The organism is Streptomyces sp. NPDC005963, from assembly GCF_040638655.1.
GTDB lineage: Bacteria > Actinomycetota > Actinomycetes > Streptomycetales > Streptomycetaceae > Streptomyces.
The window spans coordinates 192,870-213,098 of record NZ_JBEXVD010000003.1 but is presented as its reverse complement, the minus strand read 5'-3'; the positions used below and the strand labels follow the sequence as shown (position 1 = coordinate 213,098).

Genomic DNA, 20,229 nt, shown 5'->3' with positions numbered 1-20,229 from the left:
TGCGGCACAGCCCCGCTCCTTCCGACCTGCGAAGGGAACCGGGGCGGGGCCAGCCGCCGACCGATCAGCGGTCGGCGGCTGTGTCACCGGATCACCGACTCAGCCGGTCACCGGTGTTCTGGCTCGCTGAGGTTCTGACGTCGATACGCGTCGGCCGGCAGTCCGCCGATGCCCCAGTCCTCCAACTCCACCTCCTCGATCACCACGAACGTCGTGGCGGGACTCTTGTCCAGTACGGACACCAGGAGGTCGGTGATGCCGGCGATGACCCTGGCCTTCTGCTCCCGGGTGGCGCCTTCGCGAGTGATCCGGACCTGTACGTAGGGCATCAGATCCCCTTCGGGAGGAGTTCGGGGGAGGGCAGGGGCGCGGAGTCGAAGACCTTGGCGATGATCCGCCACTCCCCGTCCAGGAAGACCAGGGACAGGAAGTCGGTGTACAGCCGGGGCCCGATGGCACATTCCACCCGGGCCGATGCCGTGACCGGCCCGGCGAACTCGATCGACACGATCCGATCCCGTCGCAACTCCCGCCGGGCGGCCGGCGGCTCCCTGCCCTCGACGACCGGAAGGTATTCCGCCATCGTCAGCCGTCGAAGGTCGCCTCCGGTCGCACTGGCGTAGATCGCATCCGGATGGAAGACCTGGCCCAGCCGACCCGTGTCCCCGTGGTGGAGCCCGTCGAAGTAGGTGTGGATGACCTCGACGACCTCCTGACGTGCGGTTCGTCCACCCCGATCCTCCCCGTGGTGCGGAGGTCCGTCGGGCCGGATCCGTTCGCCGTGCTGCTCCGTGCTCATCAGCGCCTGCCCGTCACATGTCCACCGTCCACCCGCAGGGCGTGGCCCGTGATGAACTGTGCTTCGGCCAGATAGAGCACGGCCGCGGAGATCTCCTCGACCTCGCCCACCCGGTCGAGCAGTGCGACGCCGCCGAAGGAGTCCACGTCCACACCGCTGTGGAGGGGCGTGCGGATCACTCCCGGGGCCACGAGGTTGACCCGGATGCCGTCGGCCGCCAACTCGGCGGCGAGACTGACGGTCAGTGCGTGGACGCCCGCCTTGCTGACCACGGGCGCGGACGCCGGAAAGCCGGCGAGCGCGTGGTCCACCAGGACCGTGCCGATGTTGACGATGCTGCCGCCGCGACCCTGCGCACGCAGTCGGCGGACCACGGCCTGCGTGGTGAGGTAGGTGCCGCGGAGGTTACCGGTCAGATAGCCGTCCAACTCCTCCTCGCTGACTTCGGTGAACGGTCGCGAAGCGAAGGTGCCCGCGTTGTTGACGAGGACGTCGACGCCTCCGAAGCGCTTGACGGCCGCGTCCACCAGTGCGGCTCCCGTGCGCGCGTCGCCGATGTCTCCCACCACCCGTGCCACGCGGTCGGGGTGACCGAGTACGGCTGCGGCCCCGGCCAGCCGTTCGGCGTCCCGTCCGTTGATGACGACGTTGGCGCCCCGCGCCAGGAAGGCCCGGGCGACGTCGAGGCCGATGCCGCTCGTCGAGCCGGTCACGACGGCCGTGCGGGCACCGGCTGGTGGATCGGTGTGTCCCGGGGATGTGTCGAACATGGCGTGCGCCTCCGGATCTCGTGGGTCGTTCTGGATCGACACTCGAACCGTAGAAGCGGAATGGACGATAAGACCACGACGCACTTTGAAGTATTCGATAATCTGTGCTTATGGATTGGGATCTACGTGACCTGGAGCTGCTGCGCACGACTGCTGAGGTCGGCTCCCTGACCGCTGCGGCCGAGCGGCTCTATGTCAGCCAGCCGGCGCTCAGCCAGCGACTCACCCGGCTCGAAGAGCGGTTGGAGATGCGCCTCTTCGATCGCCGGGGCCGCAAGTTGGTGCCCAACGCCGCTGGCAGACGGGTTCTGGTTGCGGCGCACCAGGTCCTGACGGAACTCCAGGCCACCACCCGGGACCTGGCGGACATGCGTGACGGGCGAGACCGGCGGGTGCGCTTCACCGCCCAGTGCAGTACGACCTTCCAGTGGCTGCCCCCGGTCATGCGGGCCTTCCGGGAGCGGATGCCGGAGGCGGAGGTGCGGATCGAGACGGTTCCCGATGACGCGCCCGTCCCCGCACTGCTCGCGGATCGCGTGGACGTCGCCCTGGTCACCAAACCCGACCGCGAGATGGACCGGGTGGCCCTCACACGGCTGTTCGAGGACGAGATGGTGGCCGTCGTACCGGCCCGTCACCCCTGGGCCACCCGCTCCCATCTCACCGCGAAGGACTTCACCGACGCACAGCTCATCCTGTACGACGTCTACGACCAGAACCGGATCCCCTCGATCCCCCTGCCCCTGCCTCCCCGGGCCCGACCCGCGCGCATCATCACCATGCCCGTCATCACCGATCTGGTCGTGGAGATGGTGGCCGGGGGACAAGGGGTGACCGTCCTGCCGAACTGGGTGGCCGCCCCCTACGTCAACTCCCATGACCTGGCGCTGGTCTCCCTCGGAGCCACCCCCATGACCCGGACCTGGTACTGCGCCACACGGCAGGGCCCCCGGCCGCCCCATCTTGAGCTCTTCGTCGAGGAGTTGGTGGCCCGGCTGGGAGACGCTCCACGCTCCGCGGCCGACTGAGCCCGGAGCTCTGTCGGAAGGCATGCGGGGTACTGCCCATGGCACCCGGCCCCTGCCCCTCCACCCGCCGGTCCCGCTCGGGGCGACCACTCGGCGTGGGCACAGGTCGCATCCCCCCGTTATCCACAGGGCGGACGGCGGTCGACCCCGGGTCGATACGATGCCGGGGTACTGGACGAACGCGAGGAGGACCCGGCATGGCGGGAGAACCGCAGGCTGACTGCCTGTTCTGCAAGATCGTTGCGGGCGATGTGCCCGCCACGATGGTCCGCGAGACCGAGACCGCCGTCGCCTTCCGCGACATCAACCCCCAGGCGCCCACCCATGTGTTGGTGATCCCCCGGGTGCACTACCCCGACGCGGCGTCCCTCGCCGTGGCCGAGCCCGCCCTCGCGGCGGACGTGCTGCGCCTGGCCGGTGAGGTCGCCGAGCAGGAGAAGACCATCGACTCCGGATACCGCATCGTCTTCAACACCGGTTCGGGTGCGGGCCAGACCGTCTTCCACGCCCATGCGCACGTCCTCGGCGGGCGCGGGCTCGCCTGGCCTCCGGGATAGCGGCGATCGACCTTGTCCGTACGAGAACTGGTGGTGCTGGGCACCGCCAGCCAGGTCCCCACCCGCCACCGCAACCACAACGGCTACCTCCTGCGCTGGGGCGCCGAGGGCATCCTCTTCGACCCCGGCGAGGGCACCCAGCGCCAGATGCTGCGCGCGGGAGTCGCCGCCCACGACGTCCACCGCATCTGCGTCACCCACTTCCACGGTGACCACTCGCTGGGGCTGGCCGGGGTCATCCAGCGCATCAACCTCGACCGTGTCCCGCACGAGGTCGTCGCCCACTACCCCGCCAGCGGCCAGCGCTACTTCGACCGCCTGAGATACGCGACGGCCTACCGCGAGACCGTGCAGCTCACCGAGGCTCCCGTCGCCACCGACGGTGTGCTCGCCACCACCGGGGCGTACGACCTGCACGCCCACCGGCTCTCCCATCCTGTGGAGTCGTTCGGCTACCGACTCGTCGAGCCGGACGGCCGGCGGATGCTCCCCGAGGAACTGGCCGCCCACGGCATCCACGGCCCCGACGTCGGCCGCATCCAACGCGAGGGCGAACTCCGCGGAGTCACCCTCGACCAGGTCAGCGAGGAGCGCCGCGGCCAGCGGTTCGCCTTCGTCATGGACACCCGACTCTGTGACGGCGTGTACGCCCTCGCCGAAGGATGCGACCTGCTCGTCATCGAGTCCACCTTCCTGGACGAGGACGAGCGGCTCGCCAAGGACCACGGCCACCTCACGGCCGGCCAGGCCGCCGGGGTCGCCCGCGACGCGGGCGTCCGCCATCTGGTGCTCACCCACTTCTCCCAGCGCTACACGGACCCGAGCGCCTTCGAGCAGCAGGCGCGGGCCGCCGGGTTCGACGGCGAATTGACCATCGCGGCCGACCTCCTGCGCGTCCCCCTCCCCACCCGACGACCATGAACGAAGCTGGACCCGTGCCCCTCCCCAAAGCCGAACTCCACCTCCACATCGAAGGCACCCTGGAACCCGAACTCGCCTTCGCCCTCGCCGCGCGCAACGGCGTGGAACTGCCCTTCCCGGACACCGAAGCCCTGCGCAGCGCCTATCTCTTCGAGGACCTCCAGTCATTCCTCGACCTCTACTACGCCCTGATGGCGGTGCTGCGGACCGAGGACGACTTCGCCGATCTGACGGACGCCTATCTGACTCGCGCCGCCGAGCAGGGGGTGCGGCACGCCGAGATCTTCTTCGATCCCCAGGCCCACACCGCCCGCGGCGTACCCATCGGCACCGTCATCGGCGGCATCGCCCGGGCGCTCGACCAGAGCGAGGAGCGCCACGGCATCTCCACCCGTCTGATCATGTGTTTCCTGCGTGACCAGTCCGCCGCCTCCGCCCTGGAGACCCTCGATGCCGCCCGGCCCCATCTCCACCGGATCACGGCCGTCGGTCTCGACTCAGCGGAGGCGGGCCATCCGCCGTCCACGTTCCGAGAGGTGTACGAGGCGGCCGGAGCCCTCGGGCTGCGCAAGGTGGCCCACGCGGGGGAGGAGGGCCCACCGGAGTACATCCGCGAGGCGCTGGACGTCCTCGGAGTCGAGCGCATCGACCACGGGCTACGCTGCATCGAGGATCGAGATTTGGTGGAGCGGCTCGCTCGCGAACGGGTGCCGCTGACCCTCTGCCCCCTGTCGAACGTACGCCTCAAGGTTATCGACGTGCTGGAGGACCATCCGCTGCGCCAGTTGATGGACGCCGGGCTGCTGTGCACGGTGAATTCGGACGATCCGGCGTACTTCGGCGGATATGTGGGGGACACCTTCCACGCCGTCCGTGAGGCGCTGGACCTGGACCACGAGCAGATGAGGGAACTCGCCCGCAACTCGTTCGTCGCGGCCTTCCTCCAGGACGACGAGGAGCGGCGCTCCCGTCTGATCGCCGAGGTGGACGCGTACGACTTCGCCGAGGAGCCGGGCTTCTAGCGCTGTGACCGGAAGCGTTCACCGGCCTTTCCGGTCACAGCCCTAGCTGCGGCGCACCCAGGGGGCTGGGAAACACACGGTCTGGCGAAGTGGGCGGTTTGTCGCGCTCATGTAGATTCGTCGTGAAACGGGCGGCGCCGACCCGAGAAACTTCTCCTGTCCTCTCGCAACAGGCCCCGCCCCAGCAGGCTCCATCAGGCACACTTGCCCTCATCTGCACCACGCACAGGAGCGGCGGCACGGGTGAGCACGCGACACGGAAAGCACGGGCAACAGCACGGACCATGGCAGGCACAGCCTCCGGTCCCCAAACCGCCCTGCCTCGATCCCCTCGCCGCGCTGCGCACCCCCTCCGATCCGGCCTGCGACGTCTACCTCACCGGCACGGTCTTCCTCGACATCATCTTCACCGGGCTCGGCTCCGCACCCGTCCGCGGCACCGAGTCCTGGGCGCACGGCATGGGCTCCAGCCCCGGCGGCGTCGCCAACATGGCCACGGCCCTGGCCCGGCTGGGTCTGCGCACCTCCCTCGCCGCGGCCTTCGGCGACGACCACTACGGGGACTACTGCTGGGACGCCCTGGAACAGGGCGAGGGGATCGACCTCACCCTGTCGCGCACGGTCCCCGGCTGGCACTCGCCGGTCACCGTCTCCATGGCGTACGAGGGCGAGCGGACCATGGTCTCCCACGGCCACGAGGCACCGCCGCCGGAGTCTGCCCCCGAGTGCCCGCCGCCCGCCAGGGCCGCCATCGCCTCGCTCACACCCGGTCGTCGGGACGAGTGGATCGCCCAGGCCGCGCGTCAGGGCACCCGGGTCTTCGCCGATGTCGGCTGGGACGAGACGGGCCGTTGGGATCCGGCTGACCTGGCCGACCTGGAGCACTGCGAGGCGTTCCTCCCCAACGCCGAGGAAGCCATGCGCTACACCCGCACCGACTGCCCCCGGGCGGCGGCCCACGCCCTCACCGAGCGGGTGCCGGTGGCCGTGGTCACGCTGGGAGCGGAGGGGGCGTACGCGGTGGACGCTCGCAGCGGTGAGTCCGCCCAGGTCCCCGCGATCGTGGTGGAGGCACTCGACCCGACGGGCGCCGGTGACGTGTTCGTCGCAGGATTCGTCATGGGAACCCTGGCCCAGTGGCCGCTGGCCGACCGGCTGGCCTTCGCGGGGTTGACCGCCGCGCTTTCGGTGCAGGAGTTCGGCGGATCGCTCTCGGCGCCCGGGTGGCTGGAGATCGCGACCTGGTGGCAGCAGGTCCAGGGGATGGCCGATCAGGACCCCGCCGCCCTGCGGAGGTACACCTTCCTCGACGGCCTCCTGCCGGCCCCGGCCAGGTCCTGGCCCCTGCCCCGGGCCGTCCCCACGATCGGCTTCCGCAGCTCCGCCTGACCCCGCACTCCGCCGAGCCGTGCACGCCCTGTCCGCGCCCGGCCGCAGCCTGCTACCCGGCCGTGCTCGGGCAGCAGGTGCCGAACCTCGGCTTCACCGTCCGGGCCCGGGGTGAAAAAGCCCTCGGCCCTTGTCAGCGCGGCGTCGTACGCTGGAGTCCCAGAGGTTGTCGAGCAGCGAGAACCCTGCGACGGGAGGTATGTGCAGGCCACAGAGCCGGCCCATGACTCACACACCCACAGCCCAGACCAGTTCCCGCCTTCCGGCCAGCGCCGGGGGTGCAGGGAACACAGCAGAGCCGGGACAGGCACGAGCCGCGTTCACCGTTCCCGCCAAACATCCGATGGTGACCATCCTCGGCTCCGGCGATGTATTGCTGCGCGTGATCGAGAAGGCTTTCCCGGCAGCCGACATCCACGTCCGGGGCAATCAGGTCAGCGCCGTGGGCGACCCGGTGGACGTCGCGCTCATCCAGCGCCTGTTCGACGAGATGATGCTGGTGCTCCGCACCGGACAGCCGATGACGGAGGACGCAGTGGAACGCTCGATCGCCATGCTCAGAGCCAGCGGGAACGGCACCGGGGGCGATTCCCCCGAGACCCCCGCCGAAGTGCTCACCCAGAACATCCTGTCCAGCCGCGGTCGGACCATCCGCCCCAAAACGCTGAACCAGAAGCGGTACGTCGACGCGATCGACAGGCACACGATCGTGTTCGGCATCGGCCCCGCGGGTACCGGCAAGACCTATCTCGCCATGGCGAAGGCGGTCCAGGCCCTCCAGTCCAAGCAGGTCACCCGGATCATCCTGACCAGGCCGGCGGTCGAAGCGGGCGAGCGCCTCGGCTTCCTGCCCGGCACGCTGTACGAGAAGATCGACCCCTATCTGCGCCCGCTGTACGACGCGCTGCACGACATGCTCGACCCCGACTCCATCCCCCGGCTGATGGCCGCGGGCACGATCGAGGTCGCGCCGCTGGCGTACATGCGCGGACGGACCCTCAACGACGCGTTCATCATCCTCGACGAGGCACAGAACACCAGTGCCGAACAGATGAAGATGTTCCTGACCCGACTCGGATTCGACTCGAAGATCGTCATCACCGGTGATGTCACCCAGGTCGACCTTCCGAACGGCACCAAGAGCGGTCTGCGGCAGGTCCAGGACATCCTGGACGGCGTTGAAGACGTCCATTTCTCCCGCCTCACGTCCAACGATGTCGTCCGGCACAAGCTCGTCGGCCGTATCGTCGATGCGTACGAGAAGTACGACGGCCTCAACGAGAGCCGCGGCGCGAACGGGAAGTAGCTCGAACCACACCATGTCGATCGACGTCAACAACGAGTCCGGAACCGAGGTCGACGAGCATGCGATCCTCGACGTCGCCCGCTACGCGCTAGCGAGAATGAGGATCCATCCGCTCTCCGAACTCTCGGTGATCGTCGTGGATGAGGCGGCCATGGAACAGCTCCACCTTCAGTGGATGGACCTGCCGGGCCCCACCGATGTCATGTCCTTCCCGATGGACGAGCTGCGTCCGCCGGTCAAGGACGCCGAGGAGCCTCCCCAGGGGCTCCTCGGTGACATCGTGCTCTGTCCCGAAGTCGCCAAGACCCAGGGCGAACAGGCGCCGACACAGCACTCCATGGACGAGGAACTGCAACTGCTGACCGTCCACGGGGTGCTCCACCTCCTCGGTTACGACCACGAGGAGCCGGACGAGAAGGCCGAGATGTTCGGCCTCCAGGCGGCGATCGTCGACGGCTGGCGGGCGGAGAAGGGCCTGACCGGACCGTCCCCCGCACCGACCGTCTCATGAGCGGGCCACTGGTCTTCGGGGCGGTCCTGCTGGTCGTCGTCGCCTGGCTGGCGGCGTGCGCCGAGGCGGGCATCGCCCGGGTCTCCAGCTTCCGTGCCGCGGAAGCCACCCGCTCGGGGCGACGGGGCGCCGCCAAATTGGCCCAGGTCGCCGCCGATCCCACCCGCTACCTCAATGTGGCCCTCCTGGTGCGCGTGGCCTGTGAGATGGCCGCGGGCGTCCTCGTCACCTACGTCTGCCTCCAGGAGTTCCCCGAGACCTGGGAGGCGCTCGCCGTCGCCATCGGCGTGATGGTCCTGGTCTCCTATGTGGCGGTGGGCGTGTCCCCACGCACCATCGGCCGCCAGCACCCGCTGAACACGGCCACGGCTGCCGCGTACGTCCTGCTGCCGCTCGCCCGGATCATGGGCCCCATTCCCCAACTGCTGATCCTGCTCGGCAATGCGCTCACGCCCGGCAAGGGTTTTCGCAAGGGCCCCTTCGCCAGCGAGGCGGAGTTGCGCGCGATGGTCGATCTGGCCGAACAGGAATCACTGATCGAGGACGACGAGCGCCGTATGGTGCACTCCGTCTTCGAACTCGGCGACACGCTGGTCCGCGAAGTCATGGTCCCGCGTACGGACTTGATCAGCATCGAGCGCTACAAGACCGTTCGACAGGCGATCACCCTGGCCCTTCGTTCGGGTTTCTCCCGCATTCCCGTCACCGGAGAGAACGAGGACGACGTCGTCGGCATCGTCTATCTCAAGGACCTCGCCCGGAAGACGCACATCAATCGGGAATCCGAGGCCGATCTGGTCTCCACCGCCATGCGAGCGGCGGTCTTCGTCCCCGACACCAAGAACGCCGGCGATCTGCTGCGCGAGATGCAGCAGAAGCGCAACCACGTCGCCGTCGTCATCGACGAGTACGGCGGCACGGCCGGCATCGTCACCATCGAGGACATCCTGGAGGAGATCGTCGGCGAGATCACGGACGAGTACGACCGTGAACTGCCGCCGATCGAAGACCTCGGCGAGGGCAACTTCAGGGTCACCGCTCGCCTGGACATCGGCGACCTGGGCGAGCTCTACGGCCTGGACGAGTTGGATGACGAGGACGTGGAAACGGTCGGCGGACTGCTGGCCAAGGCCCTGGGACGGGTGCCGATCGCCGGTGCGACCGCAGGGGTCGACCTGCCGGACGGACGGGCCCTTCGGCTGACGGCCGAGTCACCCGCGGGGCGTCGGAACAAGATCGTCACCGTACTGGTGGAACCCGTCCCCGGCGGTGCCGACGGCGCGCACGGAGCATCGGGACCGACCAGGACCGTGTGAGCCCTGGGCCCTCGTAGCGTGGAAGGTTGTCGTATGGACGGGCGAGAACTGAGGGAATTCTGTCTGGAATTCAATGACGCGACCGAGGAATTCCCCTTCGGTGAGGACGTGTCGGTCTTCAAGGTGGCGGGAAAGCTGTTCGCATTGAGCTCACTGGACGCAGAACCCCTCAAGGTGAACCTCAAATGCGATCCGGACCTCGCCGTACAGCTGCGTACCGATCATTCGGCGATCGCCCCCGGCTGGCACATGAACAAACGCCATTGGACCACCGTCACGGTCGATGGGCTTCCCGACGACATGGTGCGGGAACTCATCGAGGACTCCTACGATTTGGTGGTCGCGGGACTTCCCAAAGCGGTGCGTCTGCGCCTTGACCGGCCCTGATTCGTCCTGCGTGATAGGGATTGGTCGGAATTCCGCGGGTACTCTTCGGTTCAGCGGGGAGGGGGGCTCCCCAACTCTTTCCCGTTGATCCAGGGGAGCAACACCATGATGTCCATGCGTATGCGCCGCGGCGCTGCCTCGCTCGCTGCCGTCTCCGCGCTCTGTCTCACCGCCGCGGCCTGTGGAGGTTCCGACGAGAAGAAGTCGGAGAAGGGGTCCACGTCGGACGCCAAGCCGTTGACGCTCACTCAGATGAAGGCGGGCCTGGTCGCTCCGGCCGATCTGCCCACCGGATTCAAGGCGATGGAGGACGGCGAAGCGGCGGGTGAGCACAAGGCCGACAAGAAGGAGTGTCAGCCGATCGCCGCGTTCATGAATCAGAAGGTCACCGATGCCACCGTCGGCGGTGACATCGATCTCCAGAGCAATGACGCCATGATCAGCCAGCAGGTCATCACGTTCTCCGGAAACGGTGCACAGGACTTCCTCAAGGAGGCCGCCACCGCGCTCAAGGAGTGCAGGGCGTTCTCGGTGAAGCAGGACGGCGAGCACGTCGACGTCAAGGTGGAGAAGATCTCCGGACCGAAGGCCGGCGAGGAATCCCATGCCTTCCGGCTGAAGTTGAAGTTGCAGACCCTCTCCGTCGAGTTGGAGACCAATCTGTTGGTGGCCCGACAGGGCACCGGGGTCACCCGGATCGCCCACGTCCCGAACAACGCCTCCGGCCACAAGGACTTCGACGATCTGGCCGGTCGCGCGGCCAACAAGTTCACCCGCGCCGCCCAGGGCTGATCGGGCGGACGGCGCCGTTGGCGGACACGACCTGCGGCGGGGGGCTCCGAGTCGGTCGGGGTCCCCGCCGTGTTTCTCCCTCCCCGATCTATGCTCGACGCATGACGCAGAGCACCGACCCAGGCCCCGAGGACCGCAAGATCATTACGCTGGCTCGCACCGCCCGGGCCCGGAACGGAGTGCCCGAGGGCGCGGCTGTCCGCGATGAGACGGGCCGTACATACGTCGCCGGAACCGTGGCGCTCGCCTCGCTCCGGCTCAGTGCGCTCCAGACCGCGGTGGCGATGGCCGTGGCCAGTGGCGCCAAGTCCCTGGAGGCGGCGGCGGTGGTGTCGGAGTCGGACACCGCGGCCGACGCGGACCTCGCAGCCGTCAGGGATCTGGGGGGAGCCCGGACCCCGGTGCTGCTGGCGGCTCCCGATGGAACTTTGAGGTCGACCATGACCGCGGGATAGAGCCGTACCGCAGGAGGGGGCCGCGACGACCGCCGGGCCGAGACCGCCCCCGCCTTCTGGCCATCCCCCGTACGCAACCGGGGCCCGCGCCCGGAGCCGTTCAGCGGCCCACCACGGCGGGCCCTGGCCGCGCCGGGCACCTGGGGGCACGGAGGACCGCCGGCATCAGGGACAATGGGCGGCATGAGTGTTCGTAGCCAGTCCTCCGAGCCCGCCCCGCACCGGGCGGGCTTCGCCTGTTTCGTCGGCCGCCCCAATGCGGGCAAGTCCACCCTCACGAACGCTCTGGTCGGTCAGAAGGTGGCGATCACCTCCAGCCGGCCGCAGACGACCCGGCACACCGTGCGGGGAATCGTCCACCGTCCCGAAGCCCAGCTGATCCTGGTCGACACCCCCGGGCTGCACAAGCCGCGGACCCTGCTCGGCGAGCGGCTCAACGACGTCGTACGGACCACCTGGGCCGAGGTCGACGTCATCGGTTTCTGTCTGCCCGCCGACCAGAAGCTCGGCCCCGGTGACCGGTTCATCGCCAAGGAACTGGCGGGGATCAAGAAGACCCCCAAGGTCGCCATCGTCACCAAGACCGATCTGGTCGATTCCAAGACCCTCGCCGAGCAACTGCTCGCGGTGCACCTCCTCGCCGAGGAGTTGGGCTTCGAGTGGGCCGAGATCGTCCCGGTGTCCGTCGTCGGGGACCGCCAGGTCCAGCTGGTGGCGGACCTGCTGGTGCCGTTGCTGCCCGAAGGTCCCGCGCTCTACCCGGAGGGTGACCTCACGGACGAGCCGGAGCAGGTCATGGTCGCCGAGCTGATTCGCGAAGCCGCGCTGGAGGGCGTGCGTGACGAGCTGCCGCACTCGATCGCGGTGGTGGTGGAGGAGATGCTGCCGCGCGAGGACCGCCCCGCGGACCGGCCGCTGCTCGACATCCACGCCAATCTCTACATCGAGCGCCCGAGCCAGAAGGGGATCATCATCGGCCCCAAGGGCAAGCGGCTCAAGGACGTGGGGACGAAGTCCCGCCAGCAGATCGAGGCCCTGCTCGGCACCCCGGTCTTCCTCGATCTCCACGTCAAGGTGGCGAAGGACTGGCAGCGCGACCCGAAGCAGCTGCGCAAGCTCGGCTTCTGAGCCGCGCACGAGCACATTGGCCGCACGAGCACATTGACCGGCCGGGCACCATCGGCCGGCCGGGATGAGGCCAGGCCGTGGGAGCCGTCGGTGAAGGGCGCTCAGGCGCCTTCCCGCAGCACCCGGGAGACCAGCTCGCGCTGCGCGTCGGTCAACCGCGGCTCACTGGCGTGGACGGTCGTCCCGTCGACGGAGATCTCATAGCTGAAGCCGTCCGGTACGCCCCTGGACGGCTCGCCGGGGGCGTTCGTCAGCGCTCGTGCCGCCAGCTCCTGCCAGACGCCCGCGTCACCCCGCTCCGAGACGTCGATCTCGGCGAACCGCTCGATGCCCGCGAAGCCGCCCGTACGCCTTACCTGGATACGCATGGTTCCCGTTCTATTACGGATCGCTCCGGTACGCCACGAGGTCCGGGACGGAATCCCACCCCGGACCCGTTGTGCACCCGCCGGTTACCCGGCGGGATCGAGCGGACTCACAGCTTGGCCTGCGTGGTGGGGACGCCCACCTGCGACCATGCCTTGACCACGGCTTCCAGCTCCGCGCCCTCGCCGTAGCGCGCCCGCGCCGAGTCCACCGTCAGTCGGGCGAACTCCGGGAATTGGGCCTCGGACGACAGTTCGCCCCCGGTGAGGGTGTCGAACCAGATCTGTCCGGCGCGCTCCCACGCCTTGCCACCGAGTTGGGTGGCGAGTAGGTAGAAGGCGTGGTTGGGGATGCCGGAGTTGATATGCACACCGCCGTTGTCCCGGCCGGTGCGGACGTAGTCCTCCATCGTCGCCGGCTGCGGGTCCTTGCCGAGCACATCGTCGTCGTACGCCGTGCCAGGGGCCTTCAGGCTGCGCAGGGCGACCCCGGTGACCCTGGGGGCGAGCAGGCCCTCACCGATCAGCCAGTCGGCCTGGTCAGCGGTCTGGTCGAGGGTGTACTGCTTCACCAGGGAGCCGATCACGTCCGAGAACGACTCGTTGAGGGCTCCGGACTGGCTGAAGTACTCCAGATTGGCCGTGTGCTGGGTGAGCCCGTGGGCGAGTTCGTGCGCGATGATGTCGACCGATACGGAGAAGTCGAGGAAGATCTCGCCGTCCCCGTCGCCGAACACCATCTGCTGGCCGTCCCAGAAGGCGTTGCCGTACTTCTCGTCGTAGTGGACGTTTGCCTTCAGCGGCAGCCCCGCGTCGTCGAGCGAGTTGCGACCGTACGAGTTCAGCAGCAGTTCGAAGGTGGCTCCGAGACCTGCGTAGACGCGGTTGACGGTGGCGTCCTGCCCCGGTGCGTCGCCCTCTCCGCGGACCTTCTTGCCGGGCAGGCGCAGCGTGTTCTCGCAGTCGTAGATCGTGCGCCGCGGGCGGTCGGAGGCGGCGCCCTGCGTCGAGGGGACGGCCGCGGCAAGTCCGCGGATGGTGGTCACGCGGCGCCGCGTTCGCTGGGCGGCGTCCACTTCCAGAGTCCGCTGGGCGGCTTCGGCGAGGGCACTGTCCTCACCGCGGGCGATCTTGTCGAGCACATGCGGAGGCACGATGGTGCAGAACGTGGGATGGGAATTGGTCATGACCGGCAATGTGGCACTGGGTCATGCCACTGTCACTAGTTGCCACCGTGATTGACGAGATGGAGTGACGAATACCGTATGGCTGACGGATGTCCCGCATACTGATACAGGACCGCCGTTCCAGCGCGGCTCGGCTATGATCGCCCCCATCATGCGTTTCGGGCTGCTTCTTCTTAGCTGCCGCGGTGAGGGCCTGTAGTCGTAGGCCGACCCCCTCCCCGCGGGATCTGGTGCTGCAGCGTTTCGTCGGCCTCCCCCATAGCCTCTGAGGGCATGGGAGGTAACCAAGCCGGACCCCCGAGGAGCCCCGCGCAATGTCTGAGACTTCTGTTGGCCGTGTCACGCCCGTCACCAATGCGACCCACATGCAGAAGCCGTCCGGTATGCCGATCCACAAGTACGGCCCTTACGAGGCCGTGGACATCGCCGACCGCACCTGGCCGAACCAGCGGATCACCCGCGCCCCGCGCTGGCTGTCCACCGATCTGCGCGACGGCAACCAGGCGCTGATCGACCCGATGTCCCCCGCCCGCAAGCGCGAGATGTTCGATCTGCTGGTGCGGATGGGTTACAAGGAGATCGAGGTCGGCTTCCCGTCCTCCGGTGAGACCGACTTCGCCTTCGTGCGGTCGATCATCGAGGAGGGGGCGATCCCCGAGGACGTGACGATCTCCGTGCTGACCCAGGCGCGCGAGGAGCTGATCGAGCGCACGGTCGAGTCGCTGAGGGGCGCGCACCGCGCCACCGTCCACCTGTACAACGCCACCGCGCCCACCTTCCGCCGCGTCGTCTTCCGCGGCTCGAAGGACCAGGTCAAGCAGATCGCCGTCGACGGCACCCGGCTGGTGATGGAGTACGCGGAGAAGATCCTGGACCCCGAGACGATCTTCGGGTACCAGTACAGCCCGGAGATCTTCACCGACACGGAGCTGGACTTCGCCCTGGAGGTCTGCGAGGCCGTGATGGACGTCTGGCAGCCGGAGGCCGGCCGCGAGATCATCCTGAACCTGCCGGCCACGGTGGAGCGCTCGACGCCGTCCACGCACGCGGACCGCTTCGAGTGGATGAGCCGCAACCTGTCCCGTCGTGAGTACGTCTGTCTGTCCGTGCACCCGCACAACGACCGGGGCACCGCCGTCGCGGCGGCCGAGTTGGCGATCATGGCGGGTGCGGACCGGATCGAGGGCTGTCTGTTCGGTCAGGGCGAGCGCACCGGGAACGTCGACCTGGTGACCCTGGGCATGAACCTCTTCTCGCAGGGCGTCGACCCGCAGGTCGACTTCTCGCAGATCGACGAGATCCGTCGGACGAGCGAGTACTGCAACCAGATGGAGATCCACCCGCGCCATCCCTATGCGGGGGACCTGGTCTACACGGCCTTCTCCGGCTCCCACCAGGACGCCATCAAGAAGGGCTTCGACGCGCTGGAGGCCGATGCCGCCGCGGCCGGCAAGACCGTCGACGACATCGAGTGGAACGTGCCGTACCTGCCGATCGACCCCAAGGACGTGGGTCGTTCGTACGAGGCGGTCATCCGCGTCAATTCGCAGTCGGGCAAAGGCGGCATCGCCTACGTCCTGAAGAACGACCACAAGCTGGATCTGCCGCGGCGGATGCAGATCGAGTTCTCCCGGATCATCCAGGCGAAGACGGACAGCGAGGGCGGCGAGGTCACCCCGGCCGCGATCTGGGCCACCTTCCAGGACGAGTACCTGCCCAACCCGGAGAATGCGTGGGGCCGCATCCAACTGCGCGCCGGGCAGTCCACCACGGGCACCGACGGCATCGACACCCTGACCTATGAGGCCGTCGTCGACGGCACCGAGACCGTGTTGGCTGGATCTGGCAATGGCCCGATCTCTGCGTTCTTCGCCGCACTGAACGCCGTCGGCGTGGACGTACGACTGCTGGACTACACCGAGCACACCCTGAGCGAGGGTGCATCGGCGCAGGCAGCGTCCTACATCGAGTGCGCCATCGACGGCAAGGTGATGTGGGGCATCGGCATCGACGCCAACACCACGAGGGCCTCGCTGAAGGCTGTTGTCTCGGCGGTCAATCGCGCCACGCGCTGATTCCGCAAATTGACCGATCGCGCCCCCTGGACCCCACCTGAACGGGAGATTCCGGGGGGCGCGCCCTGTTTACGGCTGCGAATCGAGGGGCGAGGAATCGGCCATGTGCTGGCGTACAGCCGCTGGAGTACTGACGCCGCAACCCTGCTGTGGCTAACATCACGTCAACGCGGGAATGTTGCCGGAGCGTTACGGAGGTGCGCGGTGCGCGCAGGCCGGGGAGTATTTGGCCGAAAGTTGTTGGTCTGCGGCATTCACACTTCGTGGAACACCGTAGGGGACGGAGAGTTCTTCTGTCCTGCCTGCGGAGGTGACAGGAACTATCGCCGTCGCACCGGCCGACGCCGTTTCACCCTGCTCGGAATCCCCCTGGTACCCCGGGGGTCGGCGGGGCCCGTCGTCGAATGCGCCGCCTGTCACGGGCACTTCGGGATGGACACCCTGGACCACCCGACGACGGCACGCTTCTCCGCGATGCTCCGCGACGCCGTCCACACGGTGGCCCTGGCGGTCCTGGCTTCCGGAGGGACTTCGTCCAGTTCCGTTCGCGAGACCGCGGTCACCACGGTCCGCGCTGCCGGTCTGCACGACTGCACGGAGGACCAACTCACCGGATTGATCGAGGCGTTGGCGGCCGACACGGGTCGGTTCGTCACCGACACCGGACCGTACGGCGCCGCCCTGGCGATCGAGTTGCATGAGGCCCTGGAGCCGCTGTCGCCGCACCTCGCTCCGGCGGGGAGGGAGTCGATCCTGCTCCAAGGAGCTCGGATCGCGCTCGCGGACGGGCCTTACACACCGGCCGAACGAGAAGTGCTGACCACCGTGGGAACCGCCCTCCAACTGCCGCCGTCGGACACCACCCGACTGCTGTCGATGGCCCGCACGCTTTCCCCGTAAGCCCGTAAGCCCGTAAGCCCGTAAGCCCGTAAGCCCGTAAGCCCGTCTGGCGGGTCCGGAGGTCGGGAGGGGCGTGGCCAGGGGGCGTACGGGCGCCTCCAGGGCCTCTACGGGCGTTCACGCGCCCCCGCGCCTCGCTGCACTACCCCACGGTCCCCTCGGCTGTCGTAGGCCCGTAGCGGGCCGCTGGTGCCCTGGCGCTCCACGGTGCGTCCGGGCGCCTGGTGTTCACGGGCCGTACGGGCTCACGGCAGGTCCTCGAACAGCTCGGGTCTCCCGAACAGCGGGCCCGTACCTCCCGCGCGCGGCTGATCGATGCCGGGCGCCGGCGTGCGCCCGGCTGACGGCACACTGCCGATTCAGGGCCCGCACCACCAGGATGGGCCCATGCCCCAACCCGCCCCGCGCCTCGGCGAGCGCATCCTGACCGCCATCAGCCGAGATCCCCTCACCGCCCCGAACCGCACCCGCAACGACGCCCACATCGCGGCGGGCACATGGGCGCTCACCGTCGCGATCGCCCTCTTCGCCGAGGACGGGAACACCCCGGACGCCCTCGGCTGGCTCCTGCTCGTCGGCTCGGTGCTGGCCCTCGTCTGGCGTCGGTCCCGCCCGGGGCTGGTGCTGCTGGCCGTGCTGGCGTGCTCGGTGCCGTACCACGCGGTCGACCATCCACACGCCGCCGCCATACCTGCGCTGGTCATCGCCCAGTACACCTTCGCCGCCACCGTCCGGCCGCTCTACACCTCGTTCATCGGTGCCGGGGCCATCGCCGTATCGGTCGCCGTGATGTTCACCGTCGGCACCCACGAGGGCCTGGACGCGCTGCGCAGTTCAGGTTGGCTGCTGGCTGTCCTCGTCCTCGGCACGGACGTGCGCATCTACCGCCGCTACATCGCCTCCGTGGTGGGCCGCGCGGAGCACGCGGAACGAACGCGTGAGGAGGAGGCCGCCCGCCGGGTCGCAGAAGAACGCCTGCGCATAGCCCGTGATCTGCACGACCTCCTCGCCCACTCCATCACCCTGATCGGCGTCCGCACTTCGGTGGCCTCCCACGTACTGCTCACGGACCCCGAGCGCCTCGACCGGACCGCGATCGCCCAGGCGCTCGACGACATCGCCGAAACCTGCCGTACCGCACGTGGGGAGTTGCGCACCACCCTCGCCGTGCTGCGCACCGACGCCCCCGACCGCGACGGACCCCTGCCGGATCTGGCGGCACTGCCCGATCTGGTGCGACCCGCGGCGGCCGGGTTGACCCTGGACCTCAAAGCGGCCCCGGTGCCACCCGCGGTGGGCGCCGCCGCGTACCGCATCGTCCAGGAGTCGCTGACCAACGCGGTCCGCCATGCCGGCCCCGACGCACACATCGACGTCGCGGTCGTACGGGAGGGAGCCGCGCTCGTGGTCACGGTCCGCGACGACGGCCGGGGGCCGGTCGAGCCAGGGAACGGCTACGGCATCATCGGCATGCGGGAGCGCGCCCGTAGCGTCGGCGGCACCCTCACGACCGGGGCACGTGCCCCGAGGGGGTTCCAGGTGACCGCGCTGCTCCCCGTCCAGCAACCGGAGGCCATGGCATGAGCGGTACGACGCAACCGATTAGGGTCCTGCTCGTCGACGACCAACTGTTGGTGTTGGCCTCCTTTGCGATGCTCGTGGAGTCGGCCGCCGACATGGAGGTCGTCGGGCAGGCGACCGGGGGCGCCCAGGCGGTGGAGGCCGCGCGCACCACCCGGCCGGACGTGGTCGTCATGGACATTCGGATGCCCGGAGTCGACGGCATCGCGGCGACCCGTTCGATCGTGGCGGACGACAGCCTGGCCTCGGTGAAGGTGCTGGTCCTGACCACCTATGACACCGACGAGCACGTGGTGGACGCCCTACGGGCGGGCGCCTCGGGCTTCCTGGTCAAGGACACCCGCCCGGCCGACCTGCTCTCCGCGATCCGTACCGTGGCGGCCGGGGACGCACTGCTCTCCCCGGGCCCCACCGCCCGGTTGATCGCCCGTGTGCTGAGCGGCCGGTCGGATGCGCGGGCCCCCCGGATGCCGGTGAGGGGCCCGGAGAACCTCACGGAACGCGAGAGACAGGTGCTGGCCCTGGTGGCACGGGGTCTGAACAACGCCGAAGCGGCGGCGGCCCTCGGCCTGTCACCGCTCACCACGAAGACCCATGTGAGTCGGATCATGGGCAAGTTGGGCGCCCGGGACCGGGCCCAGCTGGTGATCATCGGCTATGAGTCGGGCCTCGTGGTGCCGGGGAGCGCCGACGCCCGACAACCGTGACGGGTCAGCTCGTACGACGGCCGTGACGGGTCAGCTCGTACGACAACCGTGACGGGACAACTCGTACGACGGCCGCGAAGGGGATGACGCCCGAGAGCCACGACGGGCCGAGGCGGGCAGCACGGGTGCACCACGACGGTCCCCACCGCTGATCTCCCGCCACCACGGTGCCACCGTCCCGGCAGGCGCATCCCCGCCCACCGGACCGGGGGCGCCCGACCGTACGGGACAATGGGCGCATGAGCCTGTTCCGTGACGATGGGATCGTCCTGCGCACCCAGAAGCTCGGCGAGGCCGACCGCATCATCACCCTGCTCACCCGCGGCCACGGCCGTGTGCGGGCCGTCGCCCGGGGAGTGCGCCGCACCAAGTCGAAGTTCGGCGCACGGCTGGAGCCCTTCTCCCACGTCGACGTGCAGTTCTTCGCCCGCGGCAGCGAGCTGATCGGCCGCGGACTCCCCCTGTGCACCCAGAGCGAGACGATCGCCCCCTACGGCGGCGGGATCGTCACCGACTACGCCCGCTACACGGCGGGCACCGCCATGCTGGAGACCGCCGAACGGTTCACCGACCACGAAGGGGAACCCGCGGTCCAGCAGTACCTGCTCCTCGTCGGGGCGCTGCGCTCCCTCGCCGGCGGCGAGCACGCGCCCCACCTGATCCTCGACGCCTTCCTGCTGCGCTCCCTCGCCGTGAACGGCTACGCCCCCAGCTTCGACGACTGCGCGAAGTGCGGTCTCCACGGCCCCAACCGCTTCTTCTCCGTCGCAGCCGGCGGTGTCGTGTGTGGCGACTGCCGGGTGCCCGGCTGCGTCGTACCCTCGGCGGAGGCCCTCCGCCTGCTCAGCGCCTTGCTGACCGGTGACTGGCCGACGGCCGACGCCTGCGAGGCGCGCCACGTCCGGGAGGGCACCGGGCTGGTGTCCGCCTATCTGCACTGGCACCTGGAGCGCGGCCTGCGCTCGCTCCGCTATGTCGAGTACGCCGAGAAACAGCCCCGGTGACCGGCGTGGTCCACCGGGACGTCCACGAA

Annotated in this window: 22 protein-coding genes; 17 read left to right on the top strand and 5 right to left on the bottom strand. The window is 69.0% G+C overall.

Features of this window, described 5'->3' with window-relative positions; genetic code table 11:
• Nucleotides 1-107: 107 nt before the first annotated feature.
• The 3 genes from ABZ348_RS07050 to ABZ348_RS07040 are packed head-to-tail and all read right to left on the bottom strand — an operon-like array spanning nt 108 to nt 1,569.
• The gene (locus ABZ348_RS07050; RefSeq protein ID WP_358930174.1) at nt 108-329 is read right to left on the bottom strand and encodes a 4-oxalocrotonate tautomerase family protein; all 222 of its coding nucleotides are present in this window, start codon (nt 327-329) and stop codon (nt 108-110) included.
• Complete coding sequence (locus ABZ348_RS07045; RefSeq protein WP_358930172.1) at nt 329-799, bottom strand: nuclear transport factor 2 family protein; 471 nt, start codon at nt 797-799, stop codon at nt 329-331. The genes ABZ348_RS07050 and ABZ348_RS07045 overlap by 1 nt, the downstream gene beginning before the upstream one ends.
• A complete protein-coding gene (locus ABZ348_RS07040) occupies nt 799-1,569 on the bottom strand; it encodes an SDR family oxidoreductase (protein ID WP_358930170.1) in 771 nt (256 codons plus the stop codon). The genes ABZ348_RS07045 and ABZ348_RS07040 overlap by 1 nt, the downstream gene beginning before the upstream one ends.
• A gap of 110 nt (nt 1,570-1,679) precedes the next feature.
• On the opposite strand from ABZ348_RS07040, the gene ABZ348_RS07035 reads away from it, so the two are divergent.
• The 12 genes from ABZ348_RS07035 to era all read left to right on the top strand — a co-directional run bounded on the left by ABZ348_RS07035 (nt 1,680) and on the right by era (nt 12,381).
• Nucleotides 1,680-2,597: a LysR family transcriptional regulator gene (locus ABZ348_RS07035; protein WP_358930168.1), complete on the top strand. Its 918-nt coding sequence runs from the start codon at nt 1,680-1,682 to the stop codon at nt 2,595-2,597.
• A gap of 197 nt (nt 2,598-2,794) precedes the next feature.
• The gene (locus ABZ348_RS07030) at nt 2,795-3,154 is read left to right on the top strand and encodes a histidine triad nucleotide-binding protein (protein WP_358930166.1); all 360 of its coding nucleotides are present in this window, start codon (nt 2,795-2,797) and stop codon (nt 3,152-3,154) included.
• A 12-nt stretch (nt 3,155-3,166) separates the two neighbouring features.
• Nucleotides 3,167-4,075: a ribonuclease Z gene (locus tag ABZ348_RS07025; protein ID WP_358930164.1), complete on the top strand. Its 909-nt coding sequence runs from the start codon at nt 3,167-3,169 to the stop codon at nt 4,073-4,075.
• On the top strand, nt 4,072-5,097 hold the full coding sequence (locus ABZ348_RS07020; protein WP_358930162.1) for an adenosine deaminase: 1,026 nt from the start codon (nt 4,072-4,074) through the stop codon (nt 5,095-5,097). The genes ABZ348_RS07025 and ABZ348_RS07020 overlap by 4 nt, the downstream gene beginning before the upstream one ends.
• 243 nt (nt 5,098-5,340) lie before the next feature.
• Nucleotides 5,341-6,486, top strand: coding sequence for a PfkB family carbohydrate kinase (locus tag ABZ348_RS07015; RefSeq protein WP_358930161.1), 1,146 nt, complete (start codon nt 5,341-5,343; stop codon nt 6,484-6,486).
• Nucleotides 6,487-6,709: 223 nt separating this feature from the next.
• Nucleotides 6,710-7,792 (top strand): PhoH family protein, encoded by a 1,083-nt coding sequence (locus ABZ348_RS07010; protein ID WP_358930159.1) that lies wholly within the window; start codon nt 6,710-6,712, stop codon nt 7,790-7,792.
• 13 nt (nt 7,793-7,805) lie between these two features.
• Complete coding sequence (gene ybeY, locus ABZ348_RS07005) at nt 7,806-8,303, top strand: rRNA maturation RNase YbeY (RefSeq protein ID WP_358930157.1); 498 nt, start codon at nt 7,806-7,808, stop codon at nt 8,301-8,303.
• The gene (locus ABZ348_RS07000) at nt 8,300-9,619 is read left to right on the top strand and encodes a hemolysin family protein (protein WP_358930155.1); all 1,320 of its coding nucleotides are present in this window, start codon (nt 8,300-8,302) and stop codon (nt 9,617-9,619) included. The genes ybeY and ABZ348_RS07000 overlap by 4 nt, the downstream gene beginning before the upstream one ends.
• Nucleotides 9,620-9,652: 33 nt before the next feature.
• Nucleotides 9,653-10,006 (top strand): MmcQ/YjbR family DNA-binding protein, encoded by a 354-nt coding sequence (locus ABZ348_RS06995; protein WP_358930153.1) that lies wholly within the window; start codon nt 9,653-9,655, stop codon nt 10,004-10,006.
• Nucleotides 10,007-10,120: 114 nt separating this feature from the next.
• On the top strand, nt 10,121-10,798 hold the full coding sequence (locus ABZ348_RS06990) for a hypothetical protein (protein WP_358930151.1): 678 nt from the start codon (nt 10,121-10,123) through the stop codon (nt 10,796-10,798).
• Between the two features lie 101 nt (nt 10,799-10,899).
• Nucleotides 10,900-11,253, top strand: a complete 354-nt coding sequence (locus ABZ348_RS06985) for a cytidine deaminase (RefSeq protein ID WP_358930149.1) — start codon at nt 10,900-10,902, stop codon at nt 11,251-11,253.
• Nucleotides 11,254-11,436: 183 nt separating this feature from the next.
• Nucleotides 11,437-12,381 (top strand): GTPase Era, encoded by a 945-nt coding sequence (gene era, locus ABZ348_RS06980; protein WP_358930147.1) that lies wholly within the window; start codon nt 11,437-11,439, stop codon nt 12,379-12,381.
• Between the two features lie 101 nt (nt 12,382-12,482).
• On the opposite strand, the gene ABZ348_RS06975 is transcribed toward era, so the two are convergent.
• Together ABZ348_RS06975 and ABZ348_RS06970 are read right to left on the bottom strand one after the other, a co-directional pair.
• Entirely contained in the window at nt 12,483-12,749 is a 267-nt protein-coding gene (locus tag ABZ348_RS06975) for a protealysin inhibitor emfourin (protein WP_358930145.1), read from the bottom strand.
• Nucleotides 12,750-12,856: 107 nt separating this feature from the next.
• Complete coding sequence (locus tag ABZ348_RS06970) at nt 12,857-13,933, bottom strand: M4 family metallopeptidase (RefSeq protein ID WP_358930144.1); 1,077 nt, start codon at nt 13,931-13,933, stop codon at nt 12,857-12,859.
• Between the two features lie 314 nt (nt 13,934-14,247).
• Between ABZ348_RS06970 and leuA the strand changes: the two genes are divergently transcribed.
• The 5 genes from leuA (at nt 14,248) to recO (ending at nt 20,200) form a co-directional block, all read left to right on the top strand.
• Nucleotides 14,248-16,008: a 2-isopropylmalate synthase gene (gene leuA, locus ABZ348_RS06965; RefSeq protein WP_358930142.1), complete on the top strand. Its 1,761-nt coding sequence runs from the start codon at nt 14,248-14,250 to the stop codon at nt 16,006-16,008.
• Nucleotides 16,009-16,212: 204 nt separating this feature from the next.
• Nucleotides 16,213-16,908, top strand: a complete 696-nt coding sequence (locus ABZ348_RS06960) for a TerB family tellurite resistance protein (protein WP_358930140.1) — start codon at nt 16,213-16,215, stop codon at nt 16,906-16,908.
• Nucleotides 16,909-17,295: 387 nt separating this feature from the next.
• A complete protein-coding gene (locus tag ABZ348_RS06955) occupies nt 17,296-18,492 on the top strand; it encodes a sensor histidine kinase (protein ID WP_358930138.1) in 1,197 nt (398 codons plus the stop codon).
• Nucleotides 18,489-19,196, top strand: coding sequence for a response regulator transcription factor (locus ABZ348_RS06950; RefSeq protein ID WP_358930136.1), 708 nt, complete (start codon nt 18,489-18,491; stop codon nt 19,194-19,196). The genes ABZ348_RS06955 and ABZ348_RS06950 overlap by 4 nt, the downstream gene beginning before the upstream one ends.
• 239 nt (nt 19,197-19,435) lie before the next feature.
• Entirely contained in the window at nt 19,436-20,200 is a 765-nt protein-coding gene (gene recO, locus ABZ348_RS06945) for a DNA repair protein RecO (RefSeq protein WP_358930134.1), read from the top strand.
• The last annotated feature ends 29 nt before the right edge of the window (nt 20,201-20,229 follow it).